This window comes from Sphingomonas paludis, assembly GCF_053502515.1.
The window spans coordinates 1,403,842-1,420,778 of record NZ_CP187558.1 but is presented as its reverse complement, the minus strand read 5'-3'; the positions used below and the strand labels follow the sequence as shown (position 1 = coordinate 1,420,778).

The window sequence follows — 16,937 nt, the reverse complement described above, 5'->3', positions numbered from 1 at the left end:
GACCGGGGAACGACCCGGTCCGGGCCGTCGGGTTTGAAGGACGGATACGACGCATGGACGCAATGCCGATCATTTTTGTCGCTGCCGGGCTGGCAATCATGCTCGGGCTGGTCGTCTTTGCCTTCACCGGCCCGTCGACCGCACGGATCGCTGCCAGGCGTGCTGCCGGGGTGCGTTCGCGCCATTCGGCGTTCGTTGCCGAAAAGGCGATGGAAGCGCAGATGCGCAAGATCGCGAATGCGCGCGCAACCCGGATGGACGTGGCCGCAAGCCGGTTCCTGCCCCGCCCTGCCGAACTGAAAAAACGCCTGGCGATGACGGGCACCAAATGGACCGTCGGCCAGTACGGTCTTGTTACCCTGGGCATTTTCGTCGTCATCTTTGCGGCGGTCTGGCTGCAGGGACTGCCGCCGCTCCTGGGCCTGTTCGTCGGCCTGTTCCTGGGCGCGGGTCTGCCACATTTCGCCGTCAATTTCATGATCAAGCGGCGCCTTGCGCAGTTCAACGCCAAGTTTCCGGACGCCATTGAGCTGCTGGTCCGCGGCCTGCGCTCGGGCCTGCCGATCACTGAAACCATCACCGTCGTCGGCAACGAACTCGAAGGCCCTGTGGGCGAGGAGTTCCGGTCGGTGTCGGACAAGATGAAGATCGGCAAGACCATGGATCAGGCGCTGCAGGAGACGTCGGATCGCCTGGGCACGCCCGAATTCCAGTTTTTCGTCATCACCATCGCCATTCAGCGCGAAACCGGCGGCAACCTTGCCGAAACCCTGGCCAACCTGGCAACCGTGCTGCGCCAGCGGATGCAGATGAAGCTGAAGATCAAGGCGATGTCGTCGGAATCCAAGGCTTCGGCCTATATCGTCGGTTCGCTGCCGTTCATCGTCTTCGGCCTGATCTACATGATTTCCGGCGATTACATGCAGCGCTTCTTCGTGGATGAACGGCTGATCGTGGCCGGACTTGGCGGCATGGTGTGGATGGGCCTGGGCGCATTCATCATGGCCAAGATGGTCAGTTTCGAGATTTGAGGGCGCCATGCTGACACCCGATACCGCCCCCACCATCCTTGGCGTCGACGTCTATTCCGTCGCCACCATGTTGTCGGCCGTTGCCGCGTTTTCGGTGCTGGTCGCCATTTACGCGGCGACGACGGTACGCGATCCGATGGCCAAGCGGGTCAAGGCGCTCACCGAACGGCGCGAACAGCTAAAGGCCGGGATCACCGCATCGACGTCCAAGCGCCGGGTCAAGCTGGTGCAGAAGCACGAGACGGCGGACAAGATCAAATCGCTGCTGTCCAGTCTGAAGGTGTTGCAGGACGAACAGCTGAAAACCGCGCAGCGTCGGTTGCTTCAGGCGGGCATCCGCGCAAAGCAATGGGCGCCGGCCGTGATTTTCGGCCGACTGGTGCTGCCGATCATCATCGGCGGACTGGCCGTCTATTTCGTCTATGGCACCGATGCGTTCTCGGATTGGACTCCGCTGAAGAAATACGGCCTGGTCGCCATCGCCTTTATCGGGTCGTACAAGGCGCCCGATCTGTTCCTGCAGAACAAGATCAAGAAGCGGTCGGACGCCATTCGAAAGGGGCTGCCCGATGCGCTCGACCTGCTCGTCATCTGCGCCGAGGCCGGCTTGACCGTCGATGCGGCCTTCCACCGAGTCGCCAGGGAACTGGGCCGCGCGTACCCGGAACTGGGCGAGGAATTCAGCCTGACCGCGATCGAGCTGGGCTTCCTGACCGACCGGCGTCAGGCGTTCGAGAACCTCGCCATGCGCATCGATCTCGACGCGGTGAAGGGCGTGGTCACGACCATGATCCAGACCGAGAAATACGGAACCCCGCTGGCGTCGGCTCTGCGCGTGCTGTCGGCCGAATTCCGCAACGAACGCATGATGCGCGCCGAGGAAAAGGCCGCTCGCCTGCCCGCGATCATGACCATCCCGCTCATCCTGTTCATCCTGCCGACGCTGTTCGTCGTCATTCTCGGCCCCGCCGCCTGCTCGATCAACGACGCGCTCTTGAGCAACTGAGCCAAGCTCCTCCCCTGCAAGGGGAGGTGGCAGGCCGCAGGCCTGACGGAGGGGTGACGCGCTAACCTGAGAGGGAGACACCCCTCCGTCGCGCTTTCGCGCGCCATCTCCCCCTTGCAGAGGGGAATCTTCAGAACGGCAGCAATTCCGGCCCGCCGGGCCAGATCAGATCCTCGGTCCAGTCGATCCCGGCCAGGAGCGCCGTCACGATCAGGGCGATGAACAGCAATTGCATCATCACCACCGCGCCGAAGAACACGAACGGATGCAGGCCGTAGATCCGGTCATAGCCCGCCGGGGTGATATTCGGTTGCCGTTCGCTCATCGTTTCAATGCCGCCTGTGCCGCCGCCAGTCGGGCGATGGGCACCCGATAAGGACTGGCCGAGACATAATCCAGGCCCAGCGTCTCGCAGAACGCGATGCTGGCCGGATCGCCGCCATGCTCGCCGCAGATACCCAGCTTGATGTCGCCCCGCGTTGCCCGGCCGCGCTCGGCTGCCAGCGCGATCAGCTCGCCCACCCCCTCGATGTCCAGCGATACGAAGGGATCGCGGGCATAAATGCCCTTGTCGACATAGACGCCCAGGAAGCGGGCGGCATCGTCGCGGCTGACGCCCAAAGTCGTCTGGGTCAGGTCGTTGGTGCCAAAGCTGAAGAACTCACCCACCTCGGCAATCTCCCCGGCCTTCAGCGCGGCGCGGGGAAGTTCGATCATCGTGCCGACCAGATACTCGACCCGCGCGCCCGCCTCGGCAAACACCGCTTCGGCCACCCGGTCGACCACCGCCTTCATCAGCTCCAGCTCGCGCCGCGTGGCGACCAGCGGGATCATCACCTCCGGGATCGGTGCCGCGCCCGACTTTTCCGCCACCGCCAGCGCCGCCTCGAAAATCGCGCGTGCCTGCATTTCATAGATCTCGGGATAGGTGACGCCCAGCCGACAGCCGCGGTGACCCAGCATCGGGTTCACCTCGTGCAGCTCCGCCGCGCGCCGCTTCAGCGTTTCGATGCCGACGCCTGCCGCCTCCGCCACATCGGCGAATTCGGCCTCCTCATGCGGCAGAAACTCGTGCAGCGGCGGATCGAGCAGGCGGATGGTGACGGGCAGGCCCGCCATCACCTCGAAGATTTCGATGAAATCCGCCCGCTGTTCGGGCAGCAGCTTGTCCAGCGCGACCCGCCTGCCCTTTTCGTCCTCGGCCAGGATCATCTGACGCACCGCGGTGATCCGCGCGCCGTCGAAGAACATATGTTCGGTGCGGCACAGGCCGACGCCCTCCGCTCCGAACTCGCGCGCGGCGCGGCAGTCGAGCGGCGTCTCCGCATTGGCGCGCACCTTCAGCCGTCGGACCGCATCGGCCCACACCATCAGCGTGCCGAAATCCCCGGCCAGTTCCGGCTGGATCGTCGGCACCTCGCCTGCCATCACCTCGCCGGTCGCACCGTCGATGGTCAGGGTATCCCCTTCCTTCACCTCGCGCCCGCCGACGCGGAACAGCTTCGCCCTGGGGTCGATCTGCAGCGCGCCCGCGCCGGACACACAGGGGCGGCCCATGCCGCGCGCCACCACGGCCGCATGGCTGGTCATCCCGCCCCGCGCCGTCAGGATGCCGCGCGCCGCATGCATTCCGTGAATATCCTCGGGGCTGGTTTCGATCCGCACCAGGATCACATGCTCGCCCAGCGCCGCGTGCCGCTCCGCCGTGTCGGCATCGAAGACCACGGTGCCGCTTGCCGCACCGGGGCTGGCGGGCAGCCCCTTGGTCAGCACATCGCGCGGGGCGGCGGGATCGAGTGTCGGGTGGAGCAGCTGGTCCAGCGCCGACGGATCGACCCGCGCCACTGCCTCGGCCTGCGTGATCAGCCCCTCGTTCGCCATGTCCACCGCGATTTTCAGCGCCGCCTTGGCCGTGCGCTTGCCCGACCGGGTCTGCAGCATCCACAGCTTGCCGCGCTCGACCGTGAATTCGATGTCCTGCATGTCGCGATAATGCCGCTCCAGCAGGTCGAACACCGATGCCAGCTCGGCATAGGTCTCCGGCATCGCCTCTTCCATGCTCAGCGGCTTGGCCCCCGCGCCCTCGCGCGCCGCCTTGGTCAGATATTGCGGTGTGCGGATGCCCGCCACCACATCCTCGCCCTGCGCATTGATCAGGAATTCGCCATAATAGGCATTGTGCCCCGTCGACGGATCGCGGGTGAACGCAACGCCCGTGGCCGAGGTATCGCCCATGTTGCCGAACACCATCGCCTGCACATTGACGGCGGTGCCCCAGTCGCCGGGAATGTCGTTCAGGCGGCGATAGACCTTGGCCCGTTCCGACTGCCACGATCCGAACACCGCGCCGATCGCGCCCCACAACTGGTCATGCACGTCCTGCGGGAACGGCTTGCCCCACATCTCCTCGACCAGCGCCTTGTATTCGGCGACGAGCTTCTTCCAGTCCGCCGCCGACAGGTCAGTGTCGAGGTAGAATCCGTTGTCCTCCTTGGCGATCTCCAGCGCCTCCTCGAACCGGCCATGGTCCAGGCCCAGCACGACATCGGAATACATCTGGATGAACCGGCGATAGCTGTCCCACGCAAAGCGCTCGTCCCCGCTCGTCGTCGCCAGTCCCTCGACCGTCCGGTCATTGAGGCCCAGGTTGAGGACGGTATCCATCATGCCCGGCATCGACACCCGCGCGCCGGAGCGGACCGACACCAGCAGCGGATCGGCGGCATCGCCGAACCGCTTGCCCGTCACCCCCTCGATATGCGCGATGCCGCCCTGAACCTCGGCCTTCACGCCGTCGGGAAACTGCTCGCCATTATCGTAATAGACCGCGCACATCGGCGTGCCGATGGTAAAGCCCGGGGGCACCGGCAGGCCGATCGACGCCATTTCGGCCAGGTTCGCCCCCTTGCCGCCGAGCAGGTTCTTGTCGCCCTTGCCGCCATCCGAAACGCCGCCACCAAAACGGTACACATACTGCGTCATGCTGTCGTCCCTGCCCCTCGTTCCTGCCGGATGGCACGCCGCGCCGGTGTCGCTGCATCGGCGCTTTGGCGCCCCTTCACCAGACTCTACATTCGTATGCAACAGCTTTATTGCGCTGCAACAGGCCAGAGCGACCGATGGTATCGCTAACCTTCGATCCGGCTGAAGTCGGCGACGGCGTGCACCGCATCCCGCATCCGCGCCAGCAGCGCCAGTCGCGCCGCGCGGATCGCCGGATGGGGGTCGTTGACGATCACGTCGGTGAAAAACGCATCGATCGGCGCGCGCAGGCTGGCCAGCGCCGCCATCGCATCGCCGAACCGCTCCTCCGCCACCGCAGCGGCCGCCAGCGGCTCGGCCGCATCCAGCGCCGCGATCAGCGCGGCTTCGGCGGGCGCCAAAGCCCTCTCCCCTTCAGGGGAGAGGGTTGGGAGAGGGGACGTGCGACCATCCCCCCCGTGCTCCTGCGAAAGCAGGAGCCCAGAGCCGTCAGGCCCCTCGCCACCCTGGGCTCCTGCTTTCGCAGGAGCACCATAGCCCTCCTTCTTCAGGATATTCGCCGCCCGCTTGTACCCGGCCAGCAGGTTCGCCCCATCCTCGGTCGCCATGAACGCCTGCAACGCATGGACGCGGGCGAGCAGGCGAACGAGATCGTCCTCCCCGCCCAGCGCAAACACCGCATCGATCAGGTCATGGCGGACACCGGCTTCCCGCTGCTGCACCTTGAGGCGGTCAGCGAAGAAACGCCCAAGCAAATCAGCAACCTTGTCAGCGGCCCAGAAACTTTCCACGTAAAATGGCTCAGGCAAACCTTCGTGATCGATGTGGAGATCGTCGTAAGACTTGTCATATATCGGTGCGGCTAAGCTTCGACCAAGTTCAAAACGTCCCCATGTCGAGTAGCTATCGAAATCAAGAGGCTGATACCGAAAGACTGATCGTTCCTGCCCAGCTTCGTAGACAAGAATTTCCTCAAACCAGAAAACAAAGTGCTCAAGACCATCGTAGCTGGTTCGCGATGCCTGGTTCTCTGCGAACAGTCGATATGCCTTACGAACTAACGCGCTCAGCGAAACGCGTAAACGGGATTGATTGATCAGTGAGATGACACCGATCGCAGAACGGCGTAGCGCGAACGGGTCTTGTGAGCCCGTCGGAGGATGCCCCATCGCGAAGAAGCTAACGATCGTATCCAGCTTGTCCGCCAGCGACACCGCCACAGTCACCGGATCGGTGGGCACATCGTCGCCCTGCCCGACCGGCTTGTAATGATCGCGGATCGCCGCTGCGACCGCGGGGTGCTCGCCCTGCGCGGCGGCGTAATATCCGCCCATCAGGCCCTGCAGTTCCGGAAACTCCCCGACCATGCCGGTGACCAGGTCCGCCTTGCACAGCCGCGCCGCCCGTTCGGCAAGGTCGGCCAAACTTCCCTCTCCCCTTGCGGGAGAGGGAGGGAGCGCCGGAGGCGCGGAAGGGTGAGGGGTCGAGGCCGGGGCCGCCCCCTCATCCTTCCCACTCGCTGACGCGAGCGGGCCCCTTCCTTCTCCCGCAAGGGGAGAAGGAGATTGGACAATCCCCTCCTCGCACAGCCACCGGGCCAGCTTTGCCACGCGCTCGACCTTGTCGGCCACCGTGCCCAGCTTTTCGTGGAACACGATCTTGGCCAGCTTTTCCGCCTGCTTCTCCAGCGGCACCTTCAGGTCGGTGTCGTAGAAGAACCGCGCATCGCTCAATCGCGCGGCCAGCACCTTCTGGTTGCCCTCGACGATCTTGGCCCCGCCATCGCTTGCCGCGATGTTGGCGGTGCACACGAACGCATTGGCCAGCTTGCCATCCGCATCGGCACAAACGAAATATTTCTGATTAACCCGTGCGGTTAGCTGAATGACTTCCGGCGGCACATCCAGGAACGCCGGATCGAACCGTCCGATCAGCGGCACCGGCCATTCGGTCAGGCCCGCATTCTCCGCGACCAGCCCCTCATCCTCGATCAGGGTCAGGCCCGCTTCGGCCGCCAGGTCCTTGGCGGCCAAGCGGATCATCGTCCGCCGCTCGTCCTGATCGACAACCACATGGCACGCGCGCAGTTTCTCGACATAATCCTGCGCCGACCCGATGGTGATGACGCCGTCATGATGGAACCGGTGCCCCATCGTCTCGCGGCCCGACCGGATGCCCGCCACCTCGCATTCGACCACATCGTCGCCGAACAGCCCGACGATGCCCTGCAACGGGCGAACCCAGCGCAAGGATTCGGTCGAAATCGACGCTGCGCCCCAACGCATCGACTTGGGCCAGGGAAAGGCGCGGACGATCGCCGGGATCGCCTCGGCCAGCAGGTCCGCGGTCGGCCGCCCCGCCCGCTCGATCACCGCGAACAGGGTCGCGCGCCCCTTCACGTCCCGCGTCTCCAGCGCGTCGCGGGTCAGCCCCGCCTTGCGCAGGAATCCCTCGACCGCCCCGTCGGGCGCATCGGCGGGCGGCCCCTTCAGCTCCTCGCTCACCGCGGCCGTCGCCTCCGGCAACTCCCGCGCGATCAGGGTCAGGCGGCGCGGCGTGGCATAGGTGACGATGCCCCCGGCCTTCAGCCTGGCCTTTTCAAGCTCGGCGACGAACAGCTTTTCCAGATCGGCCCGCGCCCGATCCTGCATCCGCGCCGGAATTTCCTCGGACCGCAGCTCCAGCAGAAAATCGGTCACAGCGTCCACTCCGGAAACTTGGCCTGCCACGCTGGCATCATGTGCTTGATGTGCGCCTCGCAGCTTCCCTTGGCGAGGTCGCGGACCCGGCCGATATAGGCCTGACGCTCCGCGACGCTGATGACGCCGCGCGCCTGCAACAGGTTGAACAAGTGGCTCGCTTCGATCGCCTGTTCGTATGCCGCGATGGGGACATTGTGGGTCAGGCAGTTCTCGCACTCGGCCACCGCCTTGCGAAATCCCTCGAACAGCGTCTCGGTGTCCGCAACCTCGAAATTATACTTCGACATCTGGCGCTCGTTTTCCAGGAACACCTCCCCGTACGTCACGCCCGCGTCGTTGAACGCCAGGTCGTACACGCTGTCGACATTCTGGATATACATAGCCAGTCGTTCGAGGCCGTAGGTCAGCTCGCCCGCCACCGGCTTGCAATCGAACCCGCCCATCTGCTGGAAATAGGTGAACTGCGTCACCTCCATCCCGTCGCACCACACTTCCCAGCCCAGGCCCCATGCGCCCAGTGTCGGGCTTTCCCAGTCATCCTCGACGAAGCGGATATCGTGTTTCAGCGCGTCGATGCCGATTTCGGCGAGCGACCCCAGATAGAGTTCCTGCAGGTTTTCCGGGCTGGGCTTCAGGATCACCTGATACTGGTAATAATGCTGCAACCGGTTGGGGTTCTCGCCATAGCGGCCATCGGTGGGGCGGCGGCACGGCTGGACGAACGCGGCGTTCCACGGCTCCGGCCCCAGCGCGCGCAGCGTCGTCGCGGTGTGGAAGGTGCCCGCCCCCATGCGCATGTCATAAGGTTGCAGGATCAGGCATCCGTGGCGGCTCCAATAGTCATGGAGCGTCAGGATCATGCGCTGGAAACTGAGCGGCTGTGCCAAGGCTGTGGTCCGTTCGCGGGTGGCTGAAAATGTCCCGCGCCGCTTAAGGCCATGGGACGGGCATGGTCAATGATTGGACGGCAGGCCAAGGCTTGCTTACCGTGTCCCCGCGAAAGCTGGGATCCAGAGCCAGGCTGGCAATGGCATGGGCCGATCAACCCTGGGCTCCCGCTTTCGCGGGAGCACGACTGTATATCTTGGCTGCAATGCCTTCCCTCGACTTCGCACGATACCAACGAGTAAAGCCAGTACCCATGCCGCTGCCCAAGCTCCTCCTCGTACTGGCTGCCCTCGCCATGGCCGGGCCGACCGCGCAGGTGCCGCAGCGCGACGTCGACCCGCCTGTCTGGGTGGTGCGCGATGTCGATACGACCATCTACCTGTTCGGCACGGTCCATTGGCTGAAACCCGAACTCGCCTGGTTTAATGATGAAGTTGCCACCGCGTTCGAGGCGTCGGACGAGTTGGTGATGGAACTGGCCCCCGGCGCGACTGGGGCAGCGCGCGATGACCTTTCCCGGCTCGGCACCCTGCCCGACGGCACCCCCGCCCTGCCCGACCGCCTGCCGCCCGGCTATGCCGACAAGCTGCGCGCGGCGCTCAAACGCGTCGGCTATGCCGAAACGGCGTTCGACCGGACAGCACCCTGGCTGGCCGCGACCAGCTTGTCGGTGCTTCCCTTGCGCGAACTGGGCTATGACGAAAGCCTGGGTGTCGAACGCGTTCTGTCGCGCGCGGCCGAAAGGGCGGGAAAGCCGGTGTCCGGGCTCGAACAGCCGACCGATCAATATGCGATCTTCGCTGGCCTGTCCGAAGCGGATCAGATCGCAATGCTGACGCGCATCCTCGACAATCAGGCGACGGTGCATCAGGGGACGGAGCGCGCCCTCGCCGCATGGGCCAGCGCCGACACCACCGACATGGCCGCCGTGCTGGCAGAGGATCAGGCGAAATCGCCGCGCGCGCTCACCGACCCGCTGGTCACCGCCCGCAACCGTCGCTGGGCTGAATGGATTCGCACCCGCCTCGATCGCCCCGGCACGGTCTTCATGGCCGTCGGCTCCGGCCATTTCGCCGGTCCGGACAGCGTTCAGGCCGAACTGGCGCGCATGGGGATCAAGGTGGATCGTGTGAAATCCAACTGATGCTCCCCTGCAAGGGCAGGAGCCTGTCCACCTTGCCAATCTGCCCGCTTTCCGCTACCGGCCCCCGCTTGCCGCGTGCAGGGTCATCCCTGGAGGCCTGCCCGGTGAAACTGGATTAACAAGCGCAATTGGAGACGACATATGAGCGAAGTGCTCACCCTGTCGGCCGAGACGCGCGAGCGGGTTGGCAAGGGAGCCTCCCGCACGCTTCGTCGTGAAGGCCGCGTGCCCGCCGTGATCTACGGCAACAAGCAGGAACCCACCGCGATCAGTGTGAACGAGCGCGAGCTGATGAAGGCGCTGATGACCGGCCACTTCATGAACTCCGTCATCATGGTCGATGTTGGCGGCAAGGCCGTCCGCACCCTGCCCAAGGACGTGGCGTTCGACGTCGTGACCGACCGTCCGGTGCATGTCGACTTCCTGCGCATTTCCGAGCACGCGACCGTCACGGTTGCCGTCCCCGTCGTGTTCACCGACGAGGAACTGGCCCCCGGCATCAAGAAGGGCGGCGTGCTGAACGTCGTTCGTCACGAGCTGGAACTGGTCGTCGACGCAGCCGAAATCCCTGAACAGGTCGAGATTTCGCTGAAGGGTCTGGAAGTGGGCGATTCGCTCCACATTTCCGCCGTCACCCTGCCCAAGGGCGCGGAAAGCGCGATCACCGACCGCGACTTCACCATCGCCACCGTCACCGCCCCATCGGCGCTGAAGTCGGCCGAAGGCGAAGCCGCCGCCGAAGAAGCGGAAGCCGAGTAACATTGGCCGAAAGCCCTCTCCCGTTGAGCTGCGCTCGCCTGCGGCTCAGGGGCGAGGGTTGGGAGAGGGGTTTCCGGGCGAGCTGCTCGCTTGTGGCAGCCCCTCTCCCCGGCCCTCTCCCCTGAAGGGGAGAGGGAGTCCACACGATGCAGCTCTGGGTCGGCCTCGGCAATCCGGGCGCGCAATATGCGATGCACCGGCACAATGTCGGCTTTATGGTGCTGGACGCCATCGCCGAAATCCACGGCTTTTCCGCACCCCGCCAGCAGTTTCGCGGCTGGACACAGGAAGGGCGCGTCGGGTCGACCAAGCTGATCCTGCTGAAACCCGCGACATTCATGAACGAAAGCGGCCGGGCGGTGCGCGCGGCCCTCGATTTCTACAAGCTGACCCCTGCCGACGTCACCGTCTTTCACGACGAGCTCGACCTTGCCCCGTTCAAGGTGAAGGTAAAGACAGGCGGCGGCACGGCGGGGCATAACGGCCTGCGCTCGACCGACCAGCATATCGGCCCGGATTTCCGCCGCGTGCGGCTGGGCATCGGCCATCCGGGGCACAAGGACCGGGTGACTGGCCATGTGCTCGGCAATTATGCGAAGGATGAGATCGAACCGCTGACCGACATGCTGGGTGCCATCGCTGCCGAGGCATCCTGGCTGGCGGCGGGCGACGATATCCGATTCATGAACGATGTCGCGCTCAGGATGCACCAGCCCTGACTTGACGCCCGCGCGGACCCGCCCGACCATCGGGGACCACGAAATGGGAGGGGAAAAGATGACCACTCGCCGCGACCTGCTGGCCGCTGCCGCTGCGACAGGCACGCTGATCGCCCTCCCCGCTCGCGCCGCCGGCCTGCCGCCGCGCGGCACCCTGGCCAATCCATCCGCCAGTCCGTCTGCGCGGTCGCTCTATCGCTATCTCTGGTCGATCTATGGCCGCCACACCCTGACTGGCCAGCAGGAAAGCTTCTGGCGGGCCGAAGGGCCGACTTATGAGCTGGACTATCTGAAAACCCATACCGGCAAGCTGCCCGCCATCCTGGGGATGGACTATATCGAGCCTGCCGACTTCGCCAATGTGAACGCCCGCGCCATCGCCTGGTACCGGCGCGGCGGCATCCCCACCATCTGCTGGCACTGGGGCGCGCCGGACAAGGGCACGGGGTATGACAACAGCAAGCAGCCATTCGACCTGAAGGCCGCGATGACGCCCGGCACACCCCAGCACGCGGCAATGATGCGCGACATCGATCAGATCGCGGATCAGCTGACCGTCATCCGCGATGCGGGCGTGCCGGTGCTGTGGCGGCCGCTGCACGAATTTTCGGGCGAATGGTTCTGGTGGGGCCAATGGGGGGCAGCCGGGTTCAAGGCGCTTTGGCGGCTGATCTTCGATCATTTCACCCATCGGCGCGGGCTTGATAACCTGATCTGGGTGCTGGGCTGGGCGGGCCAGAATGTCAGCGCCGATTACGATCCCGGCCGCGACAGCTATGATATTGCCGGTGCCGACATCTACGCCCCCGACCACGGCCCGCTGGCGGCGATGTTCGGTCAGGTAAAGGCGATCGTCGGCGACAGCGTGCCGATCTGTCTCCATGAAAACGGACCGGTGCCCGACCCGGCGTTGCTCGGGCCGGATGCGGACTGGCTGTGGTTCATGACCTGGCACACAAGGTGGCTGACCGAAGCCGAGTTCAATACGCCCGATCAACTGCGCAGCGATTTCAACTCGCCTCGCTACCTGACGCTCGACGAACTGCCGCCACTGCCCTGAACCCTGACCTTCCCGCTCAGCACGAACGGTTCAGATTTGCCGCAAAGTGCATTACTGAACCGCCCATGCCCAGCCGATCGCTCTTTGCCACCCGTTTCTATGAAGCCGACCTTGCCGATTCCGCCCTGCTGGCGGAATTGGAGGACAGCGCGCTTGCGCTGGCGGCGGAGGACCGCGCGGGCCAGCGCTGGAGCCGGGATCACGGCTATCGCGGCTATACCAGCTATGCGTCGCTGAATGATCTGCCGCTGCGCGATCCGGCGATCGCCGATCTCGTCCGGCAACTGAACCGTCATGTGGCCGCATTCGCCGAGGATTGCGCGTTCGATCTTGGCGGCAAGCGGCTGAAACTCGACAGCCTGTGGGTCAATGTGATGAAACCGGGGGCGACGCACAGCGGCCATATCCATCCGCACAGCGTCGTCAGCGGCACCGTCTATATCGCCGTGCCACCGGGTGCGGGCGCGCTGAAGCTGGAGGATCCGCGCCTTGGCCTGATGATGGCTGCGCCGACCCGCATGGCCGATTCCGAAGAGGCGCTACAACCCTTTGTCTACGCCCAGCCGCGCGCCGGGACCGTGTTTCTGTGGGAAAGCTGGCTGCGGCACGAGGTGATGCCCCATGCGGGCAAGGGCGACAGGATCAGCATCAGCTTCAATTATCGCCGGTGACGGCTTGCGTTCCGGTTCGCCCGGATTAGCCTTGCCACCATGCCCTCCGCCAATGCCGCCCCGCTGCTCCCCGGCGATCCCGCACCCTGGTTCCGTGCGCCGGTGCTGGACGGCAATCCGCAATTCGTTTTCGAATCGGTGGGCGGGCGCTGGCTGCTGATGCTGCTGGCGGGCAGCGCGGGTCACCCCGCCGTTGCCCCCGCGATCCAGCAGGCGATGGCCCGCCGGACAATGTTCGACGACGATTCGGCCTGCCTGTTCGGCGTTTCCGTCGATCCGGCCGATGTCAGCGCGGGGCGCATCGCCACGCATCTGCCCGGTATCCGCTGGTTTCTGGACCATGACCGCGCCATTTCCCGTGCCTTCGGGGCGTTGGACAGCGACGATCAGTATCGGCCGCACTGGGTGTTGGTCGATCCGATGCTGCGGGTGGCCGGGCTATGGCCCATCGATCGGGGCGATGCGGCACTGGCGATGCTGGAGCGCGCCATCGCCCAGCCCGACCCGGTGGGCCATGCACCGGTTTTGATCGTCCCCCGGGTATTCGAGCCGGACCTTTGTCAGCGACTGATCGGGCTGTACCGGGATCACGGCGGCGAGCAATCGGGGTTCATGCGCGAAGTGGACGGGCGGACGGTGCTGAGGGCCGATCCGGCCCATAAGCGTCGGGCCGATCACGTCATCGGCGATGCCGCGCTGATCGCCCAGCTTCGCGCCCGGTTGCACCGGTTTCTGGTCCCCATGATCGCCCGCGCTTTCCAGTTTCACGCAACGCGAATCGAACGGTTCATCGTCGCCTGTTACGACGGGGACGGCGATGGCGGCTATTTCCGCCCGCACCGGGACAACACGACCAAGGGCACCGCCCATCGCCGGTTTGCGGTGACGATCAACCTGAACAGCGAAGCATATGCGGGCGGCGACCTCAGGTTTCCGGAATATGGCCGGCGCCTGTACCGCGCGCCCACTGGCGGCGCGGTCGTCTTTTCCTGTTCGCTGCTGCACGAAGCGACACCGGTCACCAGCGGACAGCGTTATGCGTTCCTGCCGTTCCTGTATGACGAGGCGGGTGCCGCTCAGCGGGAGGCAAACACCGCCTATGTCGAAGGCGATCTGGCCCGCTATCGCGCGGGGTGAACCGCCCCTTTCCAATGGGCGCATCGGGCTTTAAGGGCGGCGGCCAGACCACCCCCCATTTTTCCCGGAGTATCCCATGGGCTTTCGCTGCGGCATTGTCGGCCTTCCCAATGTTGGCAAATCGACGCTGTTCAACGCGCTGACCCAGACGGCGGCGGCACAGGCGGCGAATTACCCGTTCTGCACGATCGAGCCGAATGTCGGCAACGTGGCCGTGCCCGACGAGCGGCTGCAGAAGCTGGCCGCCATCGCCGGTTCGGCCAAGATCATCGAGACGCAGCTGGGATTTGTCGACATTGCCGGGCTGGTGCGCGGGGCGAGCAAGGGCGAAGGCCTGGGCAACCAGTTCCTGGGCAACATCCGCGAGGTGGACGCGATCGTCCATGTCCTGCGCTGTTTCGAAAATGACGACATCCAGCATGTCGACAATAAGGTCGATCCGATCGCCGACGCTGAAACGGTCGAAACCGAACTGATGCTGGCCGACCTGGAATCGTTGGAAAAGCGCGTCCCCAATTTCCAGAAAAAGGCGGCACAGGGCGACAAGGAAGCCAAGGTGGCGGCCGCCGTGCTGGGTCAGGCGCTCGACCTGCTGCGCCAGGGCAAACCCGCCCGGCTGACCGAGCCGAAGGATGCGGACGAAGCGCGCGTGTTTGCCCAGGCGCAGCTGCTGACCGCAAAGCCCGTCCTCTATGTCTGCAACGTCAATGAAGAAGACGCGGCGAACGGGAATGCGCTGTCCGCCAAGGTGTTCGAAAAGGCTGAGGCAGAGGGCGCTCAGGCCGTCGTCGTCTCGGCTGCGATCGAGGCTGAAATCGCCACCATGCCGGCCGAGGAACGCGCCGAGTTCCTGGCCGAGCTGGGCCTGTCGGAAACCGGCCTCGCCCGCGTGATCCGCGCCGGATACCGGCTGCTCCAGCTGTTGACCTTCTTTACCGTCGGGCCAAAGGAGGCGCGCGCCTGGACCGTCGAGGCGGGCGCGAAAGCGCCGCAGGCGGCAGGCGCCATCCATACCGATTTCGAACGCGGCTTCATCCGCGCCGAAACCATCGCCTATGACGATTATGTCGCGCTGGGCGGCGAAACCGGCGCGCGCGATGCGGGCAAGCTGCGGCAGGAGGGCAAGGAATATCTGGTCAAGGACGGCGACGTGATGCTGTTCCGCTTCAACGTCTGACCCCTTCTAGCGCGGCCGCATCCTGATCGAACGCGGTCAGGATGGGGCACGGCCCGGCACCGCCCGACCCGCATTCGTCCGCCAGCCGCGCTAGCGCCGTGCGCGCCGCCTGCAATTCGGCGATCCGTGCATCCAGCGCCGCGATCCGCGCCTTGGCCATTGACCGCGCTTCTGCCCGGTCGTCCAGCGCATCCAGTTGCAGCAGCACGCCGATTTCCTCCAGCGTGAATCCAGCCGCCTGGGCATGGCGGATGAACCGCAATCGCTGCACCGCCGCCGCATCGTACCGGCGAATGCCACCGAACGGCGCACGATCGGGAACCGGCAGCAACCCCCGGCGCTGATAATAGCGCACCGTTTCCACGCCCACGCCGGCAGCGCGGGCAAGGGCGGCGATGGTCAGCGACGACATGCGGCTTGACTCCGTACCATGGTCCGGACCCTATATGGGCGGTCGCAGCACTTCATGCCACCGCAACTCAGGGCGCGACAATGACGGACCGACACGCTGAACTCTGGCGCATGGCGACGCCGGATCACATCTGCCCCTATGGGCTGAAGGCTTTGCACCTGCTGCGCAGCCGCGGCTATGCCGTGGACGATCATCTGCTGCCCGACCGGCCGACGACCGACGCCTTCAAGGCTCGGCATGACGTGGCAACCACGCCGCAGGTATTCATCGATGGCCGCCGGATCGGCGGATATGACGATCTGCGGCGGTTTTTCGGGCTGAAGGTCGCTGACCCATCGGCCACCAGCTATCGGCCGGTCATCGCGTTGTTCGGCATGGCGGCCGCGATGGCGATGGCCGCCAGCACGGCGACCCTGGGTACACCGTTCACGGTCCGGGCGGCCGAATGGTTCGTCGGCATGGCGATGTGTCTGCTCGCCATGCTGAAGCTGCAGGATGTGGAGCGGTTCGCCACCATGTTTCTGGGCTATGATCTGCTCGCCCGCCGATGGGTACCCTATGGTCGCATCTATCCCTTTGCAGAGGGGCTTGCCGGCGTGCTGATGGTGGCGGACGTACTGCACTGGATCAGCGTGCCGGTGGCGCTGTTCATCGGCGGGATCGGGGCCGTTTCGGTCTTCAAGGCGGTCTATGTCGACCGCAGGACGCTGAAATGCGCCTGTGTGGGGGGCAGCAGCAACGTGCCGCTCGGCTTTGTCAGCCTGACCGAAAATCTGGGCATGGTGGGCATGGCCATCTGGATGATGGCCAGGTAAAGGGCACGGGATGCTGGTGCGCCTGTTCCTGTTGGCCCTAGTTGCCATGCTTTCGCTGCCCCAGGCGGCGATGGCGTGCCATCAGCCCGACCGGGCGGTCGGCCATGCCGCGATGACGATTGACGGCCCGGGCCATGGCGGAATGCACGCGCCGGATCGGGAAATGCCGAACCAGCCGGATCAGGGGGACGGTACGTCGGACCTGTGCATTGGCTGTGTCGCACCGGCGACCCTTCGCCCGGCAGTGGTGGCCGCGCCGCTCGGCCACCGCCTGATCCTCGCCCCGATGACCGGCGCTCGCGGCAATCCATTGCCCCCGCCGCCGCCAGCAACCCCGCCGCCACGACCGATGGTCTGAACCGGCGCGGGCAATTCCGCCTGCGCGTCATCTCAGATCACCGGAGTAGCCATCAATGAAACCCGTTCTGCTTGCG

General features: G+C 65.2%; 16 protein-coding genes. 11 read left to right on the top strand and 5 right to left on the bottom strand.

From position 1 onward, the window contains the following. The first annotated feature begins 53 nt into the window (after window positions 1-53). The gene (locus ACPVPU_RS06885; RefSeq protein ID WP_448660229.1) at window positions 54-1,031 is read left to right on the top strand and encodes a type II secretion system F family protein; all 978 of its coding nucleotides are present in this window, start codon (window positions 54-56) and stop codon (window positions 1,029-1,031) included. A 7-nt stretch (window positions 1,032-1,038) separates the two neighbouring features. After that, window positions 1,039-2,037, top strand: coding sequence for a type II secretion system F family protein (locus ACPVPU_RS06880; RefSeq protein ID WP_448660228.1), 999 nt, complete (start codon window positions 1,039-1,041; stop codon window positions 2,035-2,037). 130 nt (window positions 2,038-2,167) lie between these two features. On the opposite strand, the gene ACPVPU_RS06875 is transcribed toward ACPVPU_RS06880, so the two are convergent. From ACPVPU_RS06875 to ACPVPU_RS06860, 4 genes are all read right to left on the bottom strand, one after another. Further along, a complete protein-coding gene (locus ACPVPU_RS06875; protein ID WP_448660227.1) occupies window positions 2,168-2,362 on the bottom strand; it encodes a hypothetical protein in 195 nt (64 codons plus the stop codon). Further along, on the bottom strand, window positions 2,359-5,019 hold the full coding sequence (gene ppdK, locus ACPVPU_RS06870; RefSeq protein WP_448660226.1) for a pyruvate, phosphate dikinase: 2,661 nt from the start codon (window positions 5,017-5,019) through the stop codon (window positions 2,359-2,361). Before ppdK ends, ACPVPU_RS06875 begins: the two co-directional genes overlap by 4 nt. A gap of 146 nt (window positions 5,020-5,165) precedes the next feature. Continuing rightward, window positions 5,166-7,718, bottom strand: coding sequence for a glycine--tRNA ligase subunit beta (gene glyS / locus ACPVPU_RS06865; protein WP_448660225.1), 2,553 nt, complete (start codon window positions 7,716-7,718; stop codon window positions 5,166-5,168). Then, on the bottom strand, window positions 7,715-8,581 hold the full coding sequence (locus tag ACPVPU_RS06860) for a glycine--tRNA ligase subunit alpha (protein WP_448660437.1): 867 nt from the start codon (window positions 8,579-8,581) through the stop codon (window positions 7,715-7,717). Before ACPVPU_RS06860 ends, glyS begins: the two co-directional genes overlap by 4 nt. A gap of 281 nt (window positions 8,582-8,862) precedes the next feature. On the opposite strand from ACPVPU_RS06860, the gene ACPVPU_RS06855 reads away from it, so the two are divergent. From ACPVPU_RS06855 to ychF, 7 genes are all read left to right on the top strand, one after another. Continuing rightward, complete coding sequence (locus ACPVPU_RS06855; protein ID WP_448660224.1) at window positions 8,863-9,753, top strand: TraB/GumN family protein; 891 nt, start codon at window positions 8,863-8,865, stop codon at window positions 9,751-9,753. A 141-nt stretch (window positions 9,754-9,894) separates the two neighbouring features. Continuing rightward, window positions 9,895-10,512: a 50S ribosomal protein L25/general stress protein Ctc gene (locus tag ACPVPU_RS06850; protein WP_448660223.1), complete on the top strand. Its 618-nt coding sequence runs from the start codon at window positions 9,895-9,897 to the stop codon at window positions 10,510-10,512. Window positions 10,513-10,658: 146 nt separating this feature from the next. Continuing rightward, window positions 10,659-11,231: an aminoacyl-tRNA hydrolase gene (gene pth, locus ACPVPU_RS06845; protein ID WP_448660222.1), complete on the top strand. Its 573-nt coding sequence runs from the start codon at window positions 10,659-10,661 to the stop codon at window positions 11,229-11,231. Window positions 11,232-11,289: 58 nt separating this feature from the next. After that, the gene (locus ACPVPU_RS06840; RefSeq protein ID WP_448660221.1) at window positions 11,290-12,291 is read left to right on the top strand and encodes a glycosyl hydrolase; all 1,002 of its coding nucleotides are present in this window, start codon (window positions 11,290-11,292) and stop codon (window positions 12,289-12,291) included. 65 nt (window positions 12,292-12,356) lie between these two features. After that, window positions 12,357-12,962 carry a TIGR02466 family protein gene (locus ACPVPU_RS06835; protein ID WP_448660220.1) on the top strand — a complete coding sequence of 202 codons (606 nt, stop codon included), beginning with the start codon at window positions 12,357-12,359 and terminating at the stop codon, window positions 12,960-12,962. A 39-nt stretch (window positions 12,963-13,001) separates the two neighbouring features. Then, entirely contained in the window at window positions 13,002-14,099 is a 1,098-nt protein-coding gene (locus ACPVPU_RS06830; protein ID WP_448660219.1) for a 2OG-Fe(II) oxygenase, read from the top strand. 76 nt (window positions 14,100-14,175) lie between these two features. Beyond that, complete coding sequence (ychF, locus tag ACPVPU_RS06825) at window positions 14,176-15,276, top strand: redox-regulated ATPase YchF (RefSeq protein WP_448660218.1); 1,101 nt, start codon at window positions 14,176-14,178, stop codon at window positions 15,274-15,276. Here ychF and ACPVPU_RS06820 read toward each other — a convergent pair. Continuing rightward, the gene (locus ACPVPU_RS06820) at window positions 15,266-15,688 is read right to left on the bottom strand and encodes a MerR family transcriptional regulator (protein ID WP_448660217.1); all 423 of its coding nucleotides are present in this window, start codon (window positions 15,686-15,688) and stop codon (window positions 15,266-15,268) included. The genes ychF and ACPVPU_RS06820 overlap by 11 nt on opposite strands. Before the next feature lie 80 nt (window positions 15,689-15,768). On the opposite strand from ACPVPU_RS06820, the gene ACPVPU_RS06815 reads away from it, so the two are divergent. Further along, entirely contained in the window at window positions 15,769-16,503 is a 735-nt protein-coding gene (locus ACPVPU_RS06815) for a MauE/DoxX family redox-associated membrane protein (protein WP_448660216.1), read from the top strand. A 10-nt stretch (window positions 16,504-16,513) separates the two neighbouring features. Next, window positions 16,514-16,861 (top strand): hypothetical protein, encoded by a 348-nt coding sequence (locus ACPVPU_RS06810; protein WP_448660215.1) that lies wholly within the window; start codon window positions 16,514-16,516, stop codon window positions 16,859-16,861. The last annotated feature ends 76 nt before the right edge of the window (window positions 16,862-16,937 follow it).